This window comes from Mesorhizobium sp. CU3, from assembly GCF_006442965.1.
Taxonomy (GTDB): Bacteria; Pseudomonadota; Alphaproteobacteria; order Rhizobiales; family Rhizobiaceae; genus Mesorhizobium.
Window position 1 is genome coordinate 31684 of the sequence record NZ_VFWX01000011.1, and the last position, 19580, is coordinate 51263.

Here is a 19580-nt window from a genome sequence, read left to right on the forward strand (position 1 = left end):
TCCGCTTGAGGCAGGATGCCCGTAGGCGTGATCGTGGGCCGTTGTTACTTGTCCGGCATGGTTGAGGGATCGCGAGCACCGTGGCGAATACCGACAATCACGATTTCGTCGGCGGGAGGCTCGTAGTAGATCAGGTAGGGATAGGGCCTCACGACGATCCGGCGCATCGGCCTTTCGTCTGTAGCGACGCCGCTTAGGGGATGTTCAAGCAATAGATCGATGACCGCATGGAGTCTGGCTTGGATGCGCTTCGCTCCTTTGGGTGACTGCAATGCGATATCGCCGAGAACCTCATCCAACTCGGCTAACGCTGCCAGCGTATAGCGAAGCTTCACAGGCCGTGCTTCGCCCAAACAGCACGGACTTCCTCGTCGGTTGCAAATTCACCACGCGCAGCCTGCGCCCGGGACATAGCGAGTGAGGCTTTTTCCTGGCGGTCCAGTTGATGAACAGGTTCATCCCCCTCATCACCCGCGAGGCGCAAGAGGACACGCGCATACTCGTCCTGCAATTCAGAAGGCAGGGTGCGGACACGTTGGACGGCATGTTCGAAGAGCTTGGTCATGCGTTTAATATGCACTTCATTTCCGCATAAAAAAAGGCATCCGTTCGGCGCGCTCCCGCAGGGAAGCTGGAGCCCCTAAAACCGCTCCAGTGTCTTGCGAACTTTGACCAAAAACGCCGCCCTCGTCTTCGGCGTCGAGGCATCCATCAGGTAGTGCGCCAGGAAAAACGTCTTGCAGCGCCTGGCGCAGATCGCCCGCATGCCGCGCAGAATCGTCTTGCGGCCCGGCTGGCCGACGACGACGCTCCACCAGGTCGGCGCGCCGCAGGTGGTGATGACGCCGACCTTGGTGACATGCGTCATCAGCGATTTTATCCCGCCCTTTCCCGCCGGCAGCTGGAAGGCGATGTCGGTCGCCCACACCCGGTCGAACCAGCCCTTCAGCATCGCCGGCAGGCCGTACCACCAGGTCGGGTAGATGAAGAGGATCGCTTCGGCCCATTTCAGCAGCTCGAAATGCGGCTTGAGCGCCGGATCCTCCGGCGCACGGTCGTTGTAGGAGCGGCGCTCCTCGCAGCTCATCACCGGATCGAAATTCTCGGCATAGAGATCGAGCAGCCGCACCTCCCAGCCACGCGCTTTCAGCACATCGAGGGCGGTGTCGCGGATCGCCGCGCAGTAGCTTTCGGGAACCGGATGGCAGTAGACCACCAGCACGCGCATCAGAACTGATCCATCTTGGCCGCGACCTTGGCGGTGAAGGCCTTGCGCGTCTCGTCGGTCGAGAGGTTCATCGAGTAATGCGCGAGATAGGAGACGGAGGCGCCAGGCTTGATGGTGGCTCGCAGCATGCGTTTCACGATCTTGCGCGGCGGATCGCCCATCAGCATCGCCCGAAAGCGGCTGCCGCCATAGGTGGTCACGGCTGCGAGCTTACGGATGTTGTGCAGCGTCGGCTGCACCTTGCCGTCGACCAGCTTGAACGACACGCCGGGCAGGAAGACACGGTCGAAGAAGCCTTTCAGGATGGCCGGATAGCCGTAGTTCCAGACCGGAAATGACAGCACCAGCGCCTCGGCTTTTTTGAGCCGTTCGACATAGCCGGCGACGGCGTCGGCAGGGCTCCGCTGATCATGGTAGCCGAGCCGCTCGGCCCGTGTCAGGCGCGGGTCGAAATCCTCCGCATAGAGATCGCAGTCGTCGACCGTATGCCCCTTCGCGGAAAGCCGCTCGACGATCGTCCGGTGCAGGCCGGCATTGAAGCTGGTCTCCACCGGATGCGCGTAGAGCACGAGGATGTTCATCAGCCGGCCTTCTGCAGCCCCTTGAACAGGAACGGCTTGCCCGAGCGATAGTCGTAGGCGGGGTTCTCCCAGGCGATCATCTTGCCTGGATTGAGCAGCCCCTGCGGATCGGTGTCGCGCTTGAAGGCAAGCTGCACGTCGTCCGTACGCTTCATGCCGCCCTCTTCCAGCGTGTAGCGATGCGGATTGAAGATCCAGCAGCCATTGTCCTCATGGATGCGGATGATCTCGTCGAGTCGCTCTTCGGTGGTGTAGCGCACCAGCGGCAGGCCTGCGGCGCCGATCGCGCCGTCGAAGCGGATGAATTCGAGATGCGCCGGCACCTCGTCACCGAAACGCTCGACCATCGCCCTGACGTGGGCGAGATGATCCGGCGACGGATAGCGCGTCTGCAGATAGGTGATCGTCGGATCGACGCGGATCGCGCGCAGCGTCGTGTGGTTCCAGGTCAGTTCATAGGCCGGCGGCAGCCCCTTGAGATCGGCCTCCTGGTCGGCCCGGAACACGATCTCGCCCCTGGTGCTGCGCACGAATGCGACAAAGGCGTCCATTGCATGCGGCGCGATCATGCACACCACGATGCTCTGCTCGCGCCGGAAGAATTTCTGGTGCCGCTTGAAATAGTCGTAAGGGATGGGCGCGGCGATAGGCGTGATCAGCTTGGCCAATATGCCGTCTTGCTCTGCAAGACCGTTGCCGAAGCCGGCCGCATCCATGAAATCGTCGAAACCGACGATGACGTCGATCCAGTCATATCTGGCCGTCAGCGGCATCTCGACCTCGGTGATGATGCCGTTGGTGCCATAGGCATGCATGACCTTGAGCACGTCCTCGCCGGTCAGATCCATGACGCGCGGCTCGGCCTCCATCGTCACCGTCCGCAGCCGGATGACGTTGCCGAGGTCGCGCAATCCACCCCAGCGGATCGAGCCGACGCCCCCCGAACCGCCCGCGACGAAGCCGCCGATCGACGCGGTGTTGTAGGTCGAGGGCGACATGCGCAGTTCCTGGCTGGAATGCGCGCGCGTCGCCTTGTCGATGTCGGCCAGCACCGCGCCCGGCCCGGTGACCACGCGCCCCGGCGCGATCGACTTGACCGCGTTCATCTCGGCAAGGTTGAGCACCACTCCACCCGACAGCGGCATCGCCTGGCCGTAATTACCGGTGCCGCTGCCGCGCGGCGTCACCGGCACGCCGTGCCGATGACAGGCGGCAAGCACGCGGATCACCTCGTCCTCGCTCTTCGGCGTGACGATCAGGTCGCCCTTGACATGGTCGAGCTGCGCTTTCAGCACCGGGCTGTACCAGTAGAAGTCGCGGCTCTTCTGCTGCACGATCGCCGGATGGTCGTCGATCTTGATCCCGTCGAGGTCGCGCTTCAGCGCTGCGATATCCATCGTCACACCATCAATTCGTCGAGTTCGGCATAGTCGGGCAGTTTGCGCTCGATCGCCCTGCCGTCGCGCACGACGATGCGATCCGATTCGGGCCGCGACAGCAATTCGGTCCAACTCCGCCCTTTGAAGAGGATGAAATCGGCGCTGCCGCCGACGGCCAGCGTACCGGCGCCGTCGAGCCGCATCACCTCGGCCGGTGTCGCCGCCACCGCCTTCGGCCAATCGCTTACCGGATGGTCGAAATGCAGGATGCGCGTCGCCATGCGGTAGACCTCCAGCATGTCGAGATCGCCATAGGCGTAGAACGGATCGCGCGTGTTGTCGGAGGCGACCGCCACCTTGATGCCCCTCGCCTTCATCTCATGCAGCAGCGTCACGCCGCGCCAGCGCGGCGTGGTCTGATCGCCACGCCGGTCCTGCAGATAAAGGTTGCACATCGGCAAAGACACCACGGCCAGCCCCGCCTTCGCCACCTTGTCCAGCGTGTCGAGCACCTCGAGGTCCGGTTGCCGCGCCAGCGAGCAGCAATGGCCGACGAGGATGTTGCCGTCAAAACTGTTCCACAGCGCGGCTTCGGCGATCTTCTTCAGCGAGATCGCGGCGACGTCGTCGGTCTCGTCGGCATGGAAATCGAGGTCGAGCCCGTGCCTGATCGCTTGCGCAAACACCTGGTCGAGCAATTCCTCTAGGTCCGGCACCATATAGGTGACGACGCCGAGCACGCCCTTTGCAGCGGCGACACGCTTCGCCAGCTTCTCGAACCATGCCTTGTCGCGCACGCCTTCGATGCCGAGCAGGCAGGCGGCCTGCAGATCGATCCGGCCGCGCCATTTTTCTCGCATCGCCTCGAACACCGGCCACGAGATTTCTTCCTGTGGTGGCACGCTGTCGAGATGGGTACGCACCGCTTTGGTGCCGTGGGCAAAGGCCGAGCGCAGAGAGAAATCCATGCGCCGCGCGACGTCTTCGGCGCTCCAGCGCGCGGCGCGATCGGCGCCGGTGGCGTTAAGCGCGCCCATGAAAGTGCCGTCGGGATTGGGTTTGCGCGGCCAGATGTGACCCTTGTCGATGTGGGTGTGGCAGTCGACGAAGCATGGCAGCGCGATGCGTCCGCCGAGATCGATCGCCTCGGTCTCCGGCTTCGATTTGCCTGGTGCCGCGATACTGGAAATCCTGCCGTCGACGACGGCTATGTCGACAAGCGCGAAGCCATCGGCATCAAAAGCCGCGGCTAGGCCGGGCGTCAGCGAAGCATGCAGCCGGACATTGGCGAGCTGGTATGAGGCTTTGTCCGGAATCAAATGCGGCTCCCTTGGGTGACGGAACAAACCACCCTAGCGCTCCTGCTTCAGCGCGCTCTCGTGCCAGCGGCGCAGTATGAGATGCGACACGAGCGACAGCACCAGGAAGATCAATATGCCGGTCAGCGAGATCAGGATCAGCGCCGCGAACAGGCGTGGCGCATTGAGCCGGTAGCCGGCCTCGATGATGCGGGACGCCAGCCCCGACGACTGCCCCTGCGCGCCGGCGACGAACTCGGCCACGACAGCGCCAATCAGCGACAGGCCACCGGCGATCTTCAGCCCGCCGAGGAAGTACGGCATTGCCGCCGGCAGGCGCAGGTAGCGCAGTTGCTGCCAGCGCGTCGCGCCGTTGAGCTTGAACAGGTCGCGCAGGTTTCGGTCGACCGAATTCAGCCCGAGGGTCGTGTTGGACAGGATCGGGAAGAAGGCGACGATCCAGGCGCAGAGCAAGAGCTTCACCGTCTGGTTGTTCACATAGATGTTGATCAGCGGGAAGATGGCGACGATCGGCGTCACCTGCAGCACGATGGCGAAGGGGAAGAACGACATCTCCACCCATTTCGACTGCGCGAACAGCACCGCCAGCCCGACGCCGCCGATGACCGCGAGAAGCAGGCTGAGAAAGGTGATCCTCAGCGTCACCAGGAGCGAGGAAAACAACAGGCCGGCATCATTGTGCAGCGTCTGCAGCACGACGCCCGGGCGCGGCAGAATGTATTGCGGGATCTCGTTCCAGACGCAGATGCGGTCCCACAGCCAGATCGCCAGCACCATGATCGCCAGCGGCAGCACCCATTTGCCGATGCGCTCCAGCCGCTCCTGGCGCACGCGCCGCGCCTCTTCGGGATCGAGCTTCAGCGTGGTTTCTTCAATGGCCGTCATGGTGCGGTCCGGCGGTTGAGTTGATGGCATTGACCAGCACGTCCGAGGCCTGGCGGCAAAGCGCTGCATAATCGGGAGAGGTTCTGAAAACCTCGTCGCGCGGATAAGGTGCATCGACGGTCAGCTCGCCGAAGACACGGCCCGGACGCGCCGCCATGACGACGATGCGGCTGGACAGGAACACGCTTTCGAAGACGCTGTGAGTGACGAAGACGACGGTGAAGCGCTCGTCCTGCCACAGTTCCAAAAGGTCGTTGTTGAGCTTGAAGCGGGTGATCTCGTCGAGCGCCGCGAAGGGCTCGTCCATCAACAGGATGCGCGGCTTGGTCACCATTGCCCGCGCGATCGAGACGCGCATCTTCATGCCGCCGGAAAGTTCGCGCGGCACGGCGTTCTCGAAGCCCGTGAGATGGACGCGCGACAGCATCTCCATCACCGCCGGCTCCGCCTTGGCACGCGACACGCCCTTCAGCCTGAGCGGCAGCCAGACATTGTCGAAGACGCTGGCCCAGGGCAGCAATGTCGGCTCCTGGAAGACGAAGCCGATATTCGAGCGGTCGGCCGGGCCGCGCCAGTCGAGCTGGCCGGAGGTAGGCGTCGACAGGCCGGCAATCAGGCGCAGCGCGGTCGACTTGCCGCAGCCGGAGGGCCCGAGCAGGCTGAGGAAATCGCCCTCGCGGATGGCGAGATCGACCTTGCTCAGCGCCGTCACGCCGTTGGAGAAGACCTTGCCGACATTGCGCAGCGAAAGCAGCATCGGGGCCTCGCCCGATGCCGCTTTCTGCGCCACTTTCTCTTGGATCATCTCAGGCGGGCCGCCTTACTTCTTCAGCTCCAGCCCGACACCCTTGTTGATGAAGGCCAGCGTATAGGCCTTCTTGATGTCGATGCCCGGCTGCGCGACCTTGGCCTTCACCATCTTGTCGTAGAAGCTCTGGATGCGCGCGTCGGTCATGGCGCCGATGCCGAGCTTTTCCGAATCGCCGGAATCGACCACGCCGAACTTCTTCAGCTGTTCGATCGAGAAGGCGATCTGCTCATCCGTCATGTCCGGATTGTCCTTCTTGATCATGTCGTTGGCGGCCTTGTTGTCGCCGTAGAGATAATTGTACCAGCCCTTGGCCGAGCCATCGACGAAGCACTGGACGACCTCCGGCCGCTTGTCGATCGTATCCTGCATGACCTCGACAGTCGTCGCATAGGTATCCCAGCCATAGTCGGCGAGCAGGAACTGGTTCGGCACGAAGCCGCCGGCCTTCTGCACCGCGAACGGCTCGGACGTCACATAGCCCTGCTGGATCGACTTCTTGTTGGCGATGAAGGGCGCCGGGTTAAACGTGTAGGGCACGCGCTTGGCGGCATCGAAGCCGAGTTCGGTGACCATCCACTGGAAGAAGGTCTGCGCGCCTTCGTCGCCCAGGATGTACTGGTCGGCATTCTTGAGGTCTTCCCACTTGTCCAGCCCCTGCCCCGGCTGGGACATGATGACCTGCGGATCTTTCTGGAAGTCGGCGGCGACGACGCGCATCGGAATGCCCTGCTGCACGGCGTCGAAGGCCGAAAGCAGATTGCCGCCCATGTAGAAATCGATCTTGCCGGCCAACAGCATCGGCCGGCCGCTGACCTGCGGGCCGCCCTGCATGATGGTAACGTCGAGACCGCAGGCGGCATAGGTGCCGTCCGCCACGGCCTGGTAGTAGCCGCCATGTTCCGGCTCGGCCAGCCAGTTCGTGCCGAACGTCACCTTCTCGTTCGCAGCGGCCGTCAGCGTGCCCGCCACCAGCAAGGCGATCGAGCCCGCCAGGATCTTCCCATTTCCGATCATAAACTCACCCTCTCTTGGCTCCGGCGCGCTGCGCGCTGGGCTCGACACCATTGGTTCAAGAAGCAAGACACATGCCACCGCCCGGGCCGCCCGCTTGCGCGGCAGTCATTGCCGAGACCGGAAGGGTCATGCTGTACGAAAGGCATCGTGCCTATTTTTTGGACGCCTGTCCATAATCGCCCTGGCGGCATGCACCGCATCTTGAAGCTTTCATGAATCGAGCCTTAGTTTGCGGCACACAGGAGAATGCCATGCTGAAATACCTCGCCCCCAAGTCGATCAAGCCGCCCTTCGCCCGCTACAGCCATGGGGTCGAGATTCCCGCCGGGAAACGCCTGGTGCTCTGTTCGGGCCAGCTTGGCATCGGACCCGACGACCATGTTCCCGAGGACACGGGCGCGCAGACGGAATTGTGCTTCAAGAACATCGCGGCGATTCTCAGCGAAGCCGGGCTGACGCTGAACGACATCGTGCGCATCAACGCCTTCGTCACCGGGCGCGAGCACCTGCAGGCCTATATGGACGTACGCAACCGGCTGTTTTCCGACCCCGCGCCGGCTTCGACACTGATGATCGTTTCGGGCTTTGCCCGCCCCGAGTTCAAGGTCGAGGTCGAGGTGCTGGCCGCTGGCTAGCGGTTGCTCGGAGCTGTCAGGCCCATTAGACCGCTCAAGGCCGAACAAAAGAACCCATCGGGAGACGACAGTGACGAAAAAACGAGTGTGGTGGGGCGATTACCGGACGACGGAATACGCCTCGATCGATGCCGAAGCGACCATTGCCGTGCTGCCGGTGGCGGCGATCGAGCAGCATGGTCCGCATCTGCCTGTATCGACCGACACTTCGATCATGACGGGCATGCTGGAGACGGTGATCGCCCGCCTGCCTGACGATCTCGATATCCGTATCCTGCCGATACAGGCGATCGGCAAGTCGAACGAGCATCTGCATGCGCCGGGCACGCTTACGCTGCCGGCAACGACCTTGGTCGATGCCTGGACCGAACTCGGCCTGTCGATCGCCCGCGCCGGCGTCAGAAAACTGATCGTCGTCAATTCGCATGGCGGCAACGAGGAGATCATGGGCATCATCACGCGCGAGTTGCGCGTGCGGGCCAAGATGCTGGCGGTGAAGACGAGCTGGCAGCGCTTCGGCCGCCCGGCCGGCATGTATACCGAGCTCGAGGACCGGCACGGCATCCATGGCGGCGATGTCGAGACCTCGCTGATGCTGCATTTTCGGCCCGATCTCGTCGACATGGGCAAGGCGGATAATTTCGTCTCCAATGTCGGCCGCGCCGAAAAGGAATTTTCGCTGCTGCGCCACACCGGCACGCACGCCTTCGCCTGGATCGCCAGCGACCTCAATCCGAACGGCGTGGTCGGCGATGCCTCGATCGCCACCGCCGAGAAAGGCCGGCTGACCGCCGAGCATCAGGCCGATGGCTTCATCAGCCTGGTCAGAGATGTGCGAAAGGCGAAGCTTGCGGAGTGGCTGTCGTAGCGGCAGCGCTACTCTTCGATAGCAAGCTCGAAGGGTATCCCTTCGAAAGCGTCGGCGCCGCGGCCGATCGCTTCGATCGCCGCGACCATGCGGCCGTCGCGCTTCAGCAGCGTGTCGGCCACCGCGATCAGCCGCGGATTGGGCGTCGCCGTCGGCGAAAGAAAGCGCAGCGTCTGGGCGAGTTCCATTTCGTCGCGCTTGGGCGAAAGAGCCGCCGCGATGATGTAGGCCGAAGCGGTCGAGCGGCTGACCCCTGCATAGCAATGCACGACCATCGGCTTTGCCCGGTCCCAGCGATAGGCGAAATCGAGCAAGGCACGCACATGCTCTTCGCCGGGCATGGTCATGCCGTCCTGCGCGACCGCAATGTCGTGCATAACCAGATGCAGATGGTTTTGCGCCAGGATCGAAGCCGGCCGGACCACCTCCGTGCCGGCGGCGAGCAGCGACAGCAGGCGCTGCGCGCCGGTCCTTGCTACGGTTTCGTCGACCTTCGACAGCGAGCAGACATGGATCATCGTGTTTTATCCTCTGCCCGATCGTCGCGCCGCGCGGCCCAGGCCGCAAGCGCCGATTCGAAACGCCGCCATTCTTCGTCGCTGCCCGGCAGGCCGACGCGCAGCACTTGCGGCCGTCCGGCGAAGTGGCGGACCAGAACGCCACGCTCGCCGAGTGCCGAAAACAGGCCCGGAGCACTGGCGAAAGACAGATAGCGGAACAAGGACGTGCCGCCGGCCACCGGAATGCCAAAGCGGTCGAAGAGCGCGTCGAGCCGTCCGGCATCCGCCGCCAGACGACGGCGCATATCGGTTTGCCATCTTGTGTCCGACAGGGCGCGGATGCCATATTCGAGCGCCGGCCCCGCCACCGCCCAGGGACCGAGCTGCGTTTCCAGCCGCTCTGCGGTCAGCCGATCCGCCAGTGCGAAGCCCAGCCTGACGCCGGCAAGGCCGAAGAACTTGCCGAAGGAGCGCAGCACGACGATGCCGCCCTCGCCGGCATCGCCAGCCAGGCTTTGCTCGATCGGACCCACATCCATGAAGGCCTCGTCGACGACCAGCAAGCCACCCTTGGCGCGAAGCCGCGCGGCAAGGTCGAGCAGGCGCGGCCTTTCGATCAGCCGCCCGTCCGGATTGTTCGGATTTACCAGCACGGCAAGGTCGGCACCCGCCAGCGCATCGAATTCACCCACCTCCGCCACGGCATGGCCGGCGATTGCCGCCGCCCTCGCGTGCTCGGCATAGGTCGGACCGAGCACCAGCGCCTTGCCGGGCTTCACCAGCGAGGCGACGCGCGGCAACAGGATCTGCGTGCCCGGCCCCGCCGCCACATGCGCCGCCGAAGGCGCGCCATAGGCTTTGGCCGCAATTTCGGCCAATTCGCGCAATCGTTGCGATTCCGGCAAACGTGACAGGGCAGTGGCGGGCAGGTCGAAAAGCGGGTAGGAGTGCGGATTGATACCTGTCGAAAGGTCGACGAAAGGCCGTGGCGCGTGGGGGAAGAGCGCGCTCGCCCGGCCAAGGGATCCGCCGTGATCCACCGCAGCAATCGCTCCGTCAAGAAGCTTCATGTCGATCCTGATCGCTTTCCTGTCACTCGCCGTTGAACGGATCCTCGGTTATCCGGACTGGCTGTTCAACGCCATCGGCCATCCGGTCACCTGGATCGGCAGGCTGATATCCTTTCTCGATCGCCGGCTCAACCGCGCCACCGATTCCGACGAAATACGTCGCCGCCAGGGTGTGCGGGCGCTGCTGGTCATCCTTTTGGTTCCAGGCCTCATCGGCCTCGCCCTGCATATCCTGCTCTGGATGATTTTTCCCATGGGCCTGATCATCGCCGCCATCCTCGGCTCAACGCTCCTGTCGCAGAAAAGTCTCGCCGAGCATGTCGAGGATGTGGCGGACGCCCTGGAAACCGGCGGTCTGACGCTCGGCCGCATAGCCGTCTCGCGCATCGTCGGCCGCGACCCGGAAAAGTTGGACAAGGCCGGCGTTGCCCGCGCGGCGATAGAAAGCCTGGCCGAGAATTTTTCCGACGGCGTCGTTGCGCCCGCCTTCTGGACCGGCATTGGTGGTTTAGGTGGCGGAGCCGCCTACAAGGCCGCCAACACCGCCGATTCGATGATCGGCCACCGCACGCCGCAATATGAGGCTTTCGGTCGGGCGGCCGCCCGCTTCGACGACCTGATCAATCTGCCGGCGTCGCGGCTCACCGGCCTGCTCATCGTGCTGGCGGCATTTTTCGTGCCCGGCGCCGACCCGCGCGCGGCTTGGCAGGTGATGCGCCGCGACGCCAGAAAGCACCGCTCTCCGAATGCCGGCTGGCCGGAGGCCGCGATGGCCGGCGCGCTGGGGCTGTCGCTCGCCGGGCCGCGCAGCTATGGCGGCGAAATGGTCGAGGACGCCTATATGGGCGAAGGCGGCCGGCGCGAGGCCGAAAGCACCGACATCCGCCAGGCGCTGAAACTCTACCGCGTCGCCGACGCTCTGCTGCTCGGCCTGTTCGCGATCCTGTCGACGGCGGTGATCTACCTGACCATGATGATAAGCGGCCAGGGCGCTAGCCCGCTTTAAAACTCGATCCCCTGCTGGGCCTTCACCCCGGCAGAAAAATGGTGCTTGGTCAGCCCCATCTCGGTGACAAGGTCTGCCGCCTCGACCAGCAGCGGCTTGGCGTTGCGGCCGGTGACGATGACATGCAGGTCGTCCCGGCGCGCCTTCAGCGCCGCGACCACTCTCTCGAGGTCGAGATAGTCGTAGCGCAGCGCGATGTTGAGTTCGTCGAGCACGACCAGGCTGATCGACGGATCGGCCATCAATTCCAGCGCCTTGGCCCAGGCGGCTTCGGCGGCGGCGATGTCGCGCTTGAGGTCCTGCGTTTCCCAGGTGAACCCCTCGCCCATCGCATGCCAGACGACGCGGTCGCCGAAGGCGGCGAAGGCGTCCTTTTCGCCGGTGTGCCATTTGCCCTTGATGAACTGGACGACGCCGACGCGCTTGCCGTAGCCCAGCATCCTGAGCGCCAGCCCGAAAGCAGCGGTCGTCTTGCCCTTGCCCGGCCCGGTGTTGACGATCAAAAGGCCTTTCTCGATCGTCTTGCCGGCCACCTCGGCATCCTGCACCGCCTTGCGCTTGGCCATCTTGGCGCGGTGGCGCTCGGCGTCCTTGTCGTCAATGGGCTTGTCTTCGATCTCGGTCATGTCATTTCACCTTGAGCGGCAGCCCCGCCACCATCATCAGCACATTGTCGGCAACGGCCGCGACCTGCTGGTTCAACCGCCCGGCGGCATCGCGGAACCGGCGCGCCAGCGCATTGTCGGGCACGATGCCCAAGCCCACCTCATTCGAGACCACGAACCACGGTCCGCGCGGCCGCGACAGCACATCCGACAACCGCCGGCTTTCGGCCTCGACATCATGCTCGGCCAGCATGTGATTGGTGAGCCACAGCGTCAGGCAATCGATCAGCACCGGCTGGTGATCCGGCAAGGCTTCGATTGCGCCCACCAGGTCGAGCGGCGCATCGACCGTGACCCAGCCTTCGCCGCGCCGCGACCGATGCAGCGCGATGCGTTCGCGCATTTCGTCGTCATAGGCCTGCGCCGTGGCGATGTAGGCCCAGGGCGACGGAAAACCGGTCGTCAGGCCCTCGGCATGCGAACTCTTGCCCGAGCGCGCGCCGCCCAGGATAAAAGTCAGTTTGCCAGCACTAGCGGCCGTCACGCCGGTCATTTCCTGTCCTTATCCTTGGATGAATCGTGGCCATGAGGCCATTGGCGCGGGACTTTAGGCAGAAGCGCCGAGGCCGGCAAACCAATTTCCGCCCTGTCCCGGCGCGATTGCGGCACGCCTTCCGGCGCTACGAAGCCGCGATCCGGGCCGCGACCAGCTGCTGCAGCCGCCACAGGCGCGCATCGTGGATGCCGCGCCGCTCCAGGTTCTTCACCGTGTTGTAGAGATAGTCGGCGCCCGAGCCCCAATGACCGCAGGAGGTCGCCAGCCTTTCGACCACTTCGTCTTCGCTGAGCGGGCCGGCATAGGTGGTCCCCTGGCGATTGATGACGAAGGCCAGCGCCCGCAGCGGGCCGCCATCGCTTGCCAGATTGAGCAGGCGCGGATGATAGCTGGTCGGCTTCAGCGTCACCTCGCGCCGCAAGAGCTTGTCGAGCTGCTCGCGCCTGTCGCCGTCGCCCAGCCGAAAGGCGACGCCCTTGCATTGTCCGCCGCGATCCAAGGCCATCATCAGCCCGGGTTGCTCCTTGGTGCCGCGCCAGCGCGTCATCTTCATACAGAAGGATCTGTGCCAGCCGCGCGCCAGCGCCACGCGTTCCTCGGTGTGCTCGATCTCGGGCTTCCAGATCAGCGAGCCGTAGCCGAACAGCCAGAGCGGTTCGGTCGGCGCAAACTGCGCCTCGAGCGCATCGATCATCGCCGCGTAGTCGCCGTCATCCAGATGCGCCGCGTCGGGATCGGGTCCGCTGTCCTCGACGACGCGAAAGCAGCGGGCGACCAGTTCCTCGGTGAGCGACATGGTTCTTGGCAACATGCGGGCGACCATAGGGGCCTCGCGCAGCCACCACAATGCACGCGGGCCGGCAATTGACAACGACTTTGCCCGGGTGTCCGCTATCATCAGCCAGGAGAAGCCGATGCAGCCCAATCCAAGCGACCGCGCCCCCTATAACGGTCTGACCAGCCTCCAACCGACATTGCCGTCGGCCGCCTATTGGGACGCGGATGCTTATCGGCGCGACCTGGAGGCGATCTGGTACCGAAGCTGGCTGATGGTCTGCCGCGAAGCTGACCTCGCCGAGCCCCTCGCCTTCCGCACGTTCCGCGTCGGCACGCAGGAGATCGTCGTGCTGTGCGACGAGGCCGGCGCCCTACGCGCCTTCCACAACACCTGCCGCCATCGCGGCTCGCAGCTTTGCCAGGAAAGCGCCGGGCGGCTGAAGGCCAGGCTGCTCACTTGCCCCTACCACGCCTGGTCCTACTCGCTGCGCGGCGACCTCGTGCGCGTGCCGTCGAAATCGCTGCCCGAAGGCTTCGACAAGGCCGACTATCCGCTCTACCGCGTGGCGCTCTCGGTCTGGCGTGGCCTGGTCTTCATCAACCTCGCGGAAAATCCCGACGGATCGGCGGAAACCTCTTTCGATTGGGCCTCCGGCGACCTGTCCAACTGGCCGCTGGAGACGCTCGTCACGGGGCATCGGTTGACCAAGGTGATGAACTGCAACTGGAAGATTTTCTGGGAAAACTTCAACGAGTGCCTGCACTGCCCCGGCGTGCACAAGGATCTGTCGCGGCTGGTGCCGATCTACGGCCGCGGCCTGATGTCCCGGCATGACGATCCCGAATGGGTGCGCCATGCCGACAATGACGATCCGGAGTTTTCCGGCCGCCTACGCCCCGGCGCCGAAACCTGGTCCAAGGACGGCCGCGTTCACGGCCCGGTCTTTTCCGGCCTCACGCCGGCCGAGCGTGCCGCCGGCCAGACTTACGCGACCTCATTACCTTCGATGTTCATCGTCGGCCATGTCGATTACATGCGCACGGTGCGGCTCGCCCCGCTCGGCCCCGAGCAGACCGAGCTGACCGCCGAATGGCTGTTTTCGCCGGACGCGCTGGGCAAGACTGACATCGACAACATCGTCGCTTTCGGCACGCAGGTGCTCGAGGAAGACGCCGCGATCTGCGAGGTCAACCAGAAGGGCCTGCGCTCGATGCGCCATGAGGCCGGCGTGCTGATGCCGGAGGAATATGATCTGCACCGCTTCCACGACTGGGTGCGCGAACGGCACGCGCCGCTGGAAGCCAAATCAAAATGACTTCGGCAGGTAGCGCCAGGTGACGAAGCCGCAGAAGGTGGCGAGAAGGCCGAGCGTGACGAACACCGAGCCGAGGCCGAAGAAGGTGAGCACCACCGAATAGACCAGCGGCGGCGTCAGCTCGGAAAAGTCGAGATAGGTGCGGTAGACCGCCGCCATCTGTGCCCGTTCATAAGTGCGCACCGAGCGCATGAAGGCGGTCGAGCCCAGCGCATCGAGCGCGATCGTGAACAGCGCGCCGCAGAGCAGCAAACCGGCGGTGAGCAATGGCGCCGCCGCGCCGATGCCACCTGCCGCAAACAGCATCGCCGCCATGGCGAAATAGGCAAAGGTCATGACCTTTCGCCCGCCGAAGCGTTTTCCCGCCTTGCCCCAGAAGATCGCCATGAAAAGCAGCGCGTTGCCGGCCGAAACCAGCAGGCCGCCGGCGAGCTCGCCCTGGCCGGTGATCACCATGAACAACGGGCCGTAGACGAAGAAAGTGGTCCAGAAGCAGGAGCGGCCGAAGGCGATCAGCCAGGCAAGCCTCAGCCTCGGCTGCGCGGCGAAGCTGCCGATATTGGCGAGCGGATTGGCGGGGCGCGACTTGCCCGGCCGGATCGACTGGTTGTCGCTCAGCCGGTAGAACCAGAACAGACAAAGCAGCGCCAGCGCGAAGGCGACGACCGCGCCATGCGCGGCATAGATGCCGAAATGGGTGTAGAGGAAGATGCCGAGCGTCGGCCCGCCGGTCCAGGCAAACATCGACCAGGCCAAGCGCAGCGATTCCGCCTGGATGAAGTCGGTCTTGCGGATGTGGTCCATGATGTAGAGGTTGAGCGTGATCGACAGCGCGCTTGCCCCCATGACACGGCAGAGCATGCCGGCCAGTTGTCCGGGCAGTGTATGCGTGACGAAGAAAGCCGAGCCGATCGCCAGCAACAGGCAGCCCGCCGTGTAGACCCAGCGCCTGGCGAAGCGGCGGATGAGCATCGGCATGAACAGCGTCACCGAAAGCCCGGTCAGCGAGACGACAGTGTAGAGGATCGAAACGATCTGCTCGTTATGCAGGATCTCATAGGCCTGGATCGGGATGACGCTGGAGATCGTCGCGCGGGCGAAGGATTCCACCGCGTAGAGCGAGGCGAAGGTGCGCGCATCGGCCGGCCGCAGGGCAGGAAGCCAGATTGGATGGCGCACATGGGTGGACATCGGCCCTCCGAAGGTGAATCGCTAAATGTCGCCCAGAAGTGTGCAGCGGTTCTGGGGGAACGACATGCATCAAAACTTAATCGAATCTGGCCGGACCAGTCCCTGTCCGGTAGCAGGAAACCGACCCTGAACGGCCGAAAAACGAAGCTTGTCAAAGGCTTTCCGCCGCTGGCCCAAGGCGAGAATTGATGGCTGCCATGAAACGCATTGATGGCCGCCTGCTTCTGTCGTCCACTTGAACCGTGATAGTCGTTCGGCAGGACTGAATCGGATTGCGTGACGATGAGCTTTCAAACGACGAGCGAGCCTGTTCAGGACGCGCCCAAGCCCGGCCGCATCGTCGCCTTCGACGTCCTGCGCGGCATCGCGCTGATCGCCATGGCAAGCTACCACTTCACCTGGGACCTCGAAAATTTCGGCTACACCGTGCCCGGCCTCACCGCCTTCGGCTGGTGGAAATTCTATGCGCGCTGCATCGCCTCGACCTTCCTGTTCCTGGTCGGCGTCAGCCTGTTCCTCGCCCATGGCAGGACAATCCGCTGGCCGGGCTTCTGGAAGCGCTTCGCCATGGTCGCGGTGGCGGCGGCAGCCATTTCGGCGGTCACCTATTTCGTCACGCCGGACGGGTTCATCTTCTTCGGCATCCTGCACGAGATCGCGCTGGCCAGCCTGCTCGGCCTCGCCTTTCTCCGGCTGCCGGCCTTGCTGACGGCGATCGTCGCGGCGGCCGTCATCGCCGCGCCTTTCTATCTGAGGTCGGAATTCTTCGACCACCCGTGGCTGTTTTGGGTTGGTCTCTCCTCAACTAACCCGCGCTCCAACGACTACGTGCCGCTGTTCCCGTGGTTCGGCGCCGTTTTGATCGGCATTGCGGCGGTGAAACTCGCCTCGTCGTCGGGGCTGCTCGCCAGGCTGGGAAGCTGGGTGCCCGGCCGCTGGTCGAACCCGCTGACCTTCATCGGCCGGCACAGCCTGGCCTTCTACCTGATCCATCAGCCGCTGCTGTTCGGCTCGGTGTGGCTGGCCTCGCAAATCATGCCGGCTCCCCCGCAAGACAAGGAAGCCAGCTTCCTGCCAGCTTGCCAGGCGCAATGCGAGCAGCAGCGCGACAGCAAGTTCTGTTCAAGCTATTGTGGCTGCATGCTGGACACGCTGAAAAGCGAAGGCTCACTCGACAAGCTCTACAGCAACGACCAGTCCAGCATCTGGAAATCGCATCTCGAGGATCTGGCGGGCACTTGCACCGGCACGACCGAAGACGAGATGGAGGGAGGTCAGCAGCAATGACGGGGATCGCAAAGCCCAGGCACGGCATCATTCCCTGGCCGCCGGTCATCTATGTCGTGGCGATCGCGCTCAGCGTCGTGCTCGGCATGCTCTGTCCGCTGCCCTGGATCGGCGACATCTTCGGCGATATCCTGTTCGGTGTCGGCTGGGTGGCGCTGTTCGGCGTCGCCATGCTCTGGATCACCGCGATCCGCGCCATGTTCAAGGCAAAGACGACGCTCGATCCCAATGCTGAGCCCGATCATCTGGTGACGTCGGGACCGTTCGGCGTCACCCGCAACCCGATGTATCTCGCCAACACGCTGCTCCTGATCGGCGTCGCCTTCATCACCGGCATCGCCTGGTTCCTGCTCTTCGCCTTCCTCGCCGCCTTTGCCACGCAGAAGCTTGCGATCGAGAAGGAAGAGAAGGTGCTGACGGCCAAGTTCGGCAAAAAATACCGCGACTACGCCAAAAGGGTGCGTCGCTGGATCTGAGAGGCCGCTGCGCGGCGGCTACGTGTTCACGCCGAGCTCGACCAGCCGCTCGACGCATGACTCTTCGGCCTGGTCAAGCTCGGCCAGCGTCTCCTCGAGGTCGCGGCGCTTCTGGCGCAGGTCCTCGCGCTTTTCCTCGATGCGCTTGATCATCAGCTTGAGCTGTCCGACCTCGCCGGGCGGCTCCTTGTACATCTGGATGATCTCGCGGATCTCGTTGATCGAGAAGCCGAGCCGTTTTCCGCGCATGATCTGGCGGATCAGGTGCCGGTCGGACGGGCGAAACAGCCGCGTGCGGCCGCGCCTTACGGGCTGCACCAGCCCTTCGTCTTCGTAGAACCGCAATGTCCGCGTCGACACGTCGAACTCGCGCGTCAGCTCGGTGATCGTATAATATTCCCGCATTTTCACTCCCACGCCCAAACGTCCAGGCAACGCTGCCATTGAGCGCTGCCCTTCCCCTCGACCAAACCCGGCGCGTGCCGGAATCGGTCCATGACCCCGGGGCAACCTCGCACGGCATTTACGTAAAAGTCAATTAACGGCGACCTGTTATTTCAGGGAACGCTAAACCACCAAGTCGCCAGTCCCAGAAACGCGAAGAAACCGACGCAGTCGGTGACGGTGGTGACGAAGACGGCCGAGGCCACCGCCGGATCGACCTTGAAACGGTCGAGCACCAGCGGAATGAGGATGCCCGCAAGCGCGGCGGCAAACATGTTGATGATCATCGCGGCGGCAATAATGCCGCCCAGATTGGGATCGCGGAACCACAAGCCGGCGACCACGCCGATCAGCACCGCGAACACCGCGCCGTTGATGAAGCCGACACCCAGCTCACGGCGGATGATGCGGGCGGCGTTGTAGATGTCGAGATCCTTGGTCGCCAGCGCCCGCACCGTCACCGTCATGGTCTGCGAGCCGGCATTGCCGCCCATGCCGGCGACGATCGGCATCAGCACGGCGAGCGCAACGATATGCTCGATCGTGTGGTCGAACAGGCCGATCACCGAGGCCGCGAGGAAGGCCGTCAAGAGGTTGACCAGCAGCCACGGCACGCGCGAGCGCGAGGTGGCAAGCACCGTGTCGGACAGCTCTTCGTCGCCGACGCCGCCCATGCGCAGAAGGTCTTCCTCGGCTTCCTGCTGGATGACGTCGACGACGTCGTCGATGGTCAGCACGCCGACCAGCCGCTCATTCTCGTCGACCACCGCGGCGGAAAGCAGGTCGTATTGCTCGAACTCGCGCGCCGCCTCTTCCTGGTCCATTGTCGCCGGGATGGCATGGCGGGTTTCGCGCATGATGTCCCCGACCTTGACCGCGCGCTTGGCGCGCAGGATCTGGTCGAGATCGACGGCGCCCATCAGCTTGAAGCCCGGGTCGATGACGAAGATCTGGCTGAAGCGGTCGGGCAGGTCCTTGTCCTCGCGCATGTAGTCGATCGTCTGGCCGACGGTCCAGAACGGCGGCACGGCGACGAACTCCGTCTGCATGCGCCGGCCGGCGGTCTCTTCCGGATAGTCGAGCGCGCGCCTCAGCCTGATCCGCTCGGTGAACGGCAGCTGCGAAAGGATCTCGTCCTGGTCCTCCTGGTCGAGGTCTTCCAGGATGTAGACGGCATCGTCGGAATCGAGCTCCTGCACCGCCTGCGCGATCTGCTCGTTGGGCAGATTGTCGACGATGTCGAGGCGGATCGCCTCGTCGACCTCTGTCAGCGCGGAAAAATCGAAATCGGAGCCGAGCAGTTCGACCAGCGCCCGGCGCTGTTCGGGATGCAGCGCCTCCAGCACGTCGCCCAGCTCCGACTGGTGCAGGTCGTCGACTTCGCGTTTGAGGGTGATGGTGTCGCGGTCGGCGATCGCCGCGCCGATCTGGGCCAGGAAGGAGGCGCGCACCGCGCCGTCCTCGCCATAGATATCGGCATGCTCTTCCTCGGCGGGCGCGGCGCCGGTCGTCTCTGTGTCCTGGCCTTCCACCAGCGCCTCCCGCGAACAGGAATCCCGAAGGGTGTCGAATCAGGTCTAGCGCATGACCTCCAAAACCGGAAACCGCTTTTGGGAAAAAGCCAAACCTATG

23 protein-coding genes are annotated in these 19580 nt (G+C 64.0%); 6 read left to right on the forward strand and 17 right to left on the reverse strand.

Annotated elements, in window-relative coordinates; genetic code table 11:
- Window positions 1–44 precede the first annotated feature (44 nt).
- The 9 genes from FJ988_RS17915 to FJ988_RS17955 all read right to left on the reverse strand — a co-directional run bounded on the left by FJ988_RS17915 (window position 45) and on the right by FJ988_RS17955 (window position 7217).
- Window positions 45–335: a type II toxin-antitoxin system RelE/ParE family toxin gene (locus tag FJ988_RS17915; protein ID WP_140819679.1), complete on the reverse strand. Its 291-nt coding sequence runs from the start codon at window positions 333–335 to the stop codon at window positions 45–47.
- Entirely contained in the window at window positions 332–565 is a 234-nt protein-coding gene (locus FJ988_RS17920) for a hypothetical protein (RefSeq protein ID WP_140819680.1), read from the reverse strand. Before FJ988_RS17920 ends, FJ988_RS17915 begins: the two co-directional genes overlap by 4 nt.
- Window positions 566–640: 75 nt before the next feature.
- Complete coding sequence (locus FJ988_RS17925) at window positions 641–1228, reverse strand: NAD(P)H-dependent oxidoreductase (RefSeq protein ID WP_140819681.1); 588 nt, start codon at window positions 1226–1228, stop codon at window positions 641–643.
- The gene (locus tag FJ988_RS17930) at window positions 1228–1809 is read right to left on the reverse strand and encodes an NAD(P)H-dependent oxidoreductase (RefSeq protein WP_181183576.1); all 582 of its coding nucleotides are present in this window, start codon (window positions 1807–1809) and stop codon (window positions 1228–1230) included. Before FJ988_RS17930 ends, FJ988_RS17925 begins: the two co-directional genes overlap by 1 nt.
- Entirely contained in the window at window positions 1809–3206 is a 1398-nt protein-coding gene (locus FJ988_RS17935; protein ID WP_140819683.1) for an FAD-binding oxidoreductase, read from the reverse strand. Before FJ988_RS17935 ends, FJ988_RS17930 begins: the two co-directional genes overlap by 1 nt.
- A gap of 2 nt (window positions 3207–3208) precedes the next feature.
- Window positions 3209–4507, reverse strand: a complete 1299-nt coding sequence (locus FJ988_RS17940) for a cytosine deaminase (protein ID WP_140819684.1) — start codon at window positions 4505–4507, stop codon at window positions 3209–3211.
- A gap of 33 nt (window positions 4508–4540) precedes the next feature.
- Window positions 4541–5392, reverse strand: coding sequence for an ABC transporter permease (locus FJ988_RS17945; RefSeq protein ID WP_140819685.1), 852 nt, complete (start codon window positions 5390–5392; stop codon window positions 4541–4543).
- Complete coding sequence (locus FJ988_RS17950) at window positions 5379–6197, reverse strand: ABC transporter ATP-binding protein (RefSeq protein WP_140819686.1); 819 nt, start codon at window positions 6195–6197, stop codon at window positions 5379–5381. Before FJ988_RS17950 ends, FJ988_RS17945 begins: the two co-directional genes overlap by 14 nt.
- Before the next feature lie 15 nt (window positions 6198–6212).
- Window positions 6213–7217 carry an ABC transporter substrate-binding protein gene (locus FJ988_RS17955; RefSeq protein WP_140819687.1) on the reverse strand — a complete coding sequence of 335 codons (1005 nt, stop codon included), beginning with the start codon at window positions 7215–7217 and terminating at the stop codon, window positions 6213–6215.
- 251 nt (window positions 7218–7468) lie between these two features.
- On the opposite strand from FJ988_RS17955, the gene FJ988_RS17960 reads away from it, so the two are divergent.
- Window positions 7469–7852: a RidA family protein gene (locus FJ988_RS17960; RefSeq protein ID WP_140819688.1), complete on the forward strand. Its 384-nt coding sequence runs from the start codon at window positions 7469–7471 to the stop codon at window positions 7850–7852.
- 70 nt (window positions 7853–7922) lie between these two features.
- Window positions 7923–8720 carry a creatininase family protein gene (locus tag FJ988_RS17965; RefSeq protein ID WP_140819689.1) on the forward strand — a complete coding sequence of 266 codons (798 nt, stop codon included), beginning with the start codon at window positions 7923–7925 and terminating at the stop codon, window positions 8718–8720.
- A gap of 8 nt (window positions 8721–8728) precedes the next feature.
- Here FJ988_RS17965 and FJ988_RS17970 read toward each other — a convergent pair whose 3' ends face one another.
- Both FJ988_RS17970 and cobD read right to left on the reverse strand, forming a co-directional pair.
- Entirely contained in the window at window positions 8729–9238 is a 510-nt protein-coding gene (locus FJ988_RS17970; protein ID WP_140819690.1) for a tyrosine phosphatase family protein, read from the reverse strand.
- Window positions 9235–10290, reverse strand: coding sequence for a threonine-phosphate decarboxylase CobD (gene cobD / locus FJ988_RS17975; RefSeq protein ID WP_181183577.1), 1056 nt, complete (start codon window positions 10288–10290; stop codon window positions 9235–9237). Before cobD ends, FJ988_RS17970 begins: the two co-directional genes overlap by 4 nt.
- On the opposite strand from cobD, the gene cbiB reads away from it, so the two are divergent.
- The gene (cbiB, locus tag FJ988_RS17980) at window positions 10289–11296 is read left to right on the forward strand and encodes an adenosylcobinamide-phosphate synthase CbiB (RefSeq protein ID WP_140819691.1); all 1008 of its coding nucleotides are present in this window, start codon (window positions 10289–10291) and stop codon (window positions 11294–11296) included. The two genes, cobD and cbiB, sit on opposite strands and share 2 nt — an antisense overlap.
- Here the strand turns inward: cbiB and cobO are convergent.
- From cobO to FJ988_RS17995, 3 genes are all read right to left on the reverse strand, one after another.
- Entirely contained in the window at window positions 11293–11922 is a 630-nt protein-coding gene (cobO, locus tag FJ988_RS17985) for a cob(I)yrinic acid a,c-diamide adenosyltransferase (protein ID WP_140819692.1), read from the reverse strand. The genes cbiB and cobO overlap by 4 nt on opposite strands.
- Window position 11923: 1 nt before the next feature.
- Entirely contained in the window at window positions 11924–12454 is a 531-nt protein-coding gene (gene cobU, locus FJ988_RS17990) for a bifunctional adenosylcobinamide kinase/adenosylcobinamide-phosphate guanylyltransferase (protein WP_140819693.1), read from the reverse strand.
- A 127-nt stretch (window positions 12455–12581) separates the two neighbouring features.
- Entirely contained in the window at window positions 12582–13268 is a 687-nt protein-coding gene (locus FJ988_RS17995; RefSeq protein ID WP_140819694.1) for a gamma-glutamylcyclotransferase, read from the reverse strand.
- Between the two features lie 103 nt (window positions 13269–13371).
- On the opposite strand from FJ988_RS17995, the gene FJ988_RS18000 reads away from it, so the two are divergent.
- Window positions 13372–14550: an aromatic ring-hydroxylating dioxygenase subunit alpha gene (locus FJ988_RS18000; protein WP_140819695.1), complete on the forward strand. Its 1179-nt coding sequence runs from the start codon at window positions 13372–13374 to the stop codon at window positions 14548–14550.
- Here the strand turns inward: FJ988_RS18000 and FJ988_RS18005 are convergent.
- On the reverse strand, window positions 14542–15741 hold the full coding sequence (locus FJ988_RS18005; protein ID WP_140819696.1) for an MFS transporter: 1200 nt from the start codon (window positions 15739–15741) through the stop codon (window positions 14542–14544). The two genes, FJ988_RS18000 and FJ988_RS18005, sit on opposite strands and share 9 nt — an antisense overlap.
- A 282-nt stretch (window positions 15742–16023) precedes the next feature.
- On the opposite strand from FJ988_RS18005, the gene FJ988_RS18010 reads away from it, so the two are divergent.
- A complete protein-coding gene (locus FJ988_RS18010) occupies window positions 16024–17028 on the forward strand; it encodes a heparan-alpha-glucosaminide N-acetyltransferase (protein ID WP_140819697.1) in 1005 nt (334 codons plus the stop codon).
- Window positions 17025–17504 (forward strand): isoprenylcysteine carboxylmethyltransferase family protein, encoded by a 480-nt coding sequence (locus FJ988_RS18015; protein ID WP_140819698.1) that lies wholly within the window; start codon window positions 17025–17027, stop codon window positions 17502–17504. Before FJ988_RS18010 ends, FJ988_RS18015 begins: the two co-directional genes overlap by 4 nt.
- Before the next feature lie 18 nt (window positions 17505–17522).
- On the opposite strand, the gene FJ988_RS18020 is transcribed toward FJ988_RS18015, so the two are convergent.
- Complete coding sequence (locus tag FJ988_RS18020) at window positions 17523–17909, reverse strand: MerR family DNA-binding transcriptional regulator (protein WP_112618641.1); 387 nt, start codon at window positions 17907–17909, stop codon at window positions 17523–17525.
- A 152-nt stretch (window positions 17910–18061) separates the two neighbouring features.
- Window positions 18062–19480: a magnesium transporter gene (gene mgtE / locus FJ988_RS18025; RefSeq protein WP_140819699.1), complete on the reverse strand. Its 1419-nt coding sequence runs from the start codon at window positions 19478–19480 to the stop codon at window positions 18062–18064.
- Window positions 19481–19580 lie beyond the last annotated feature (100 nt).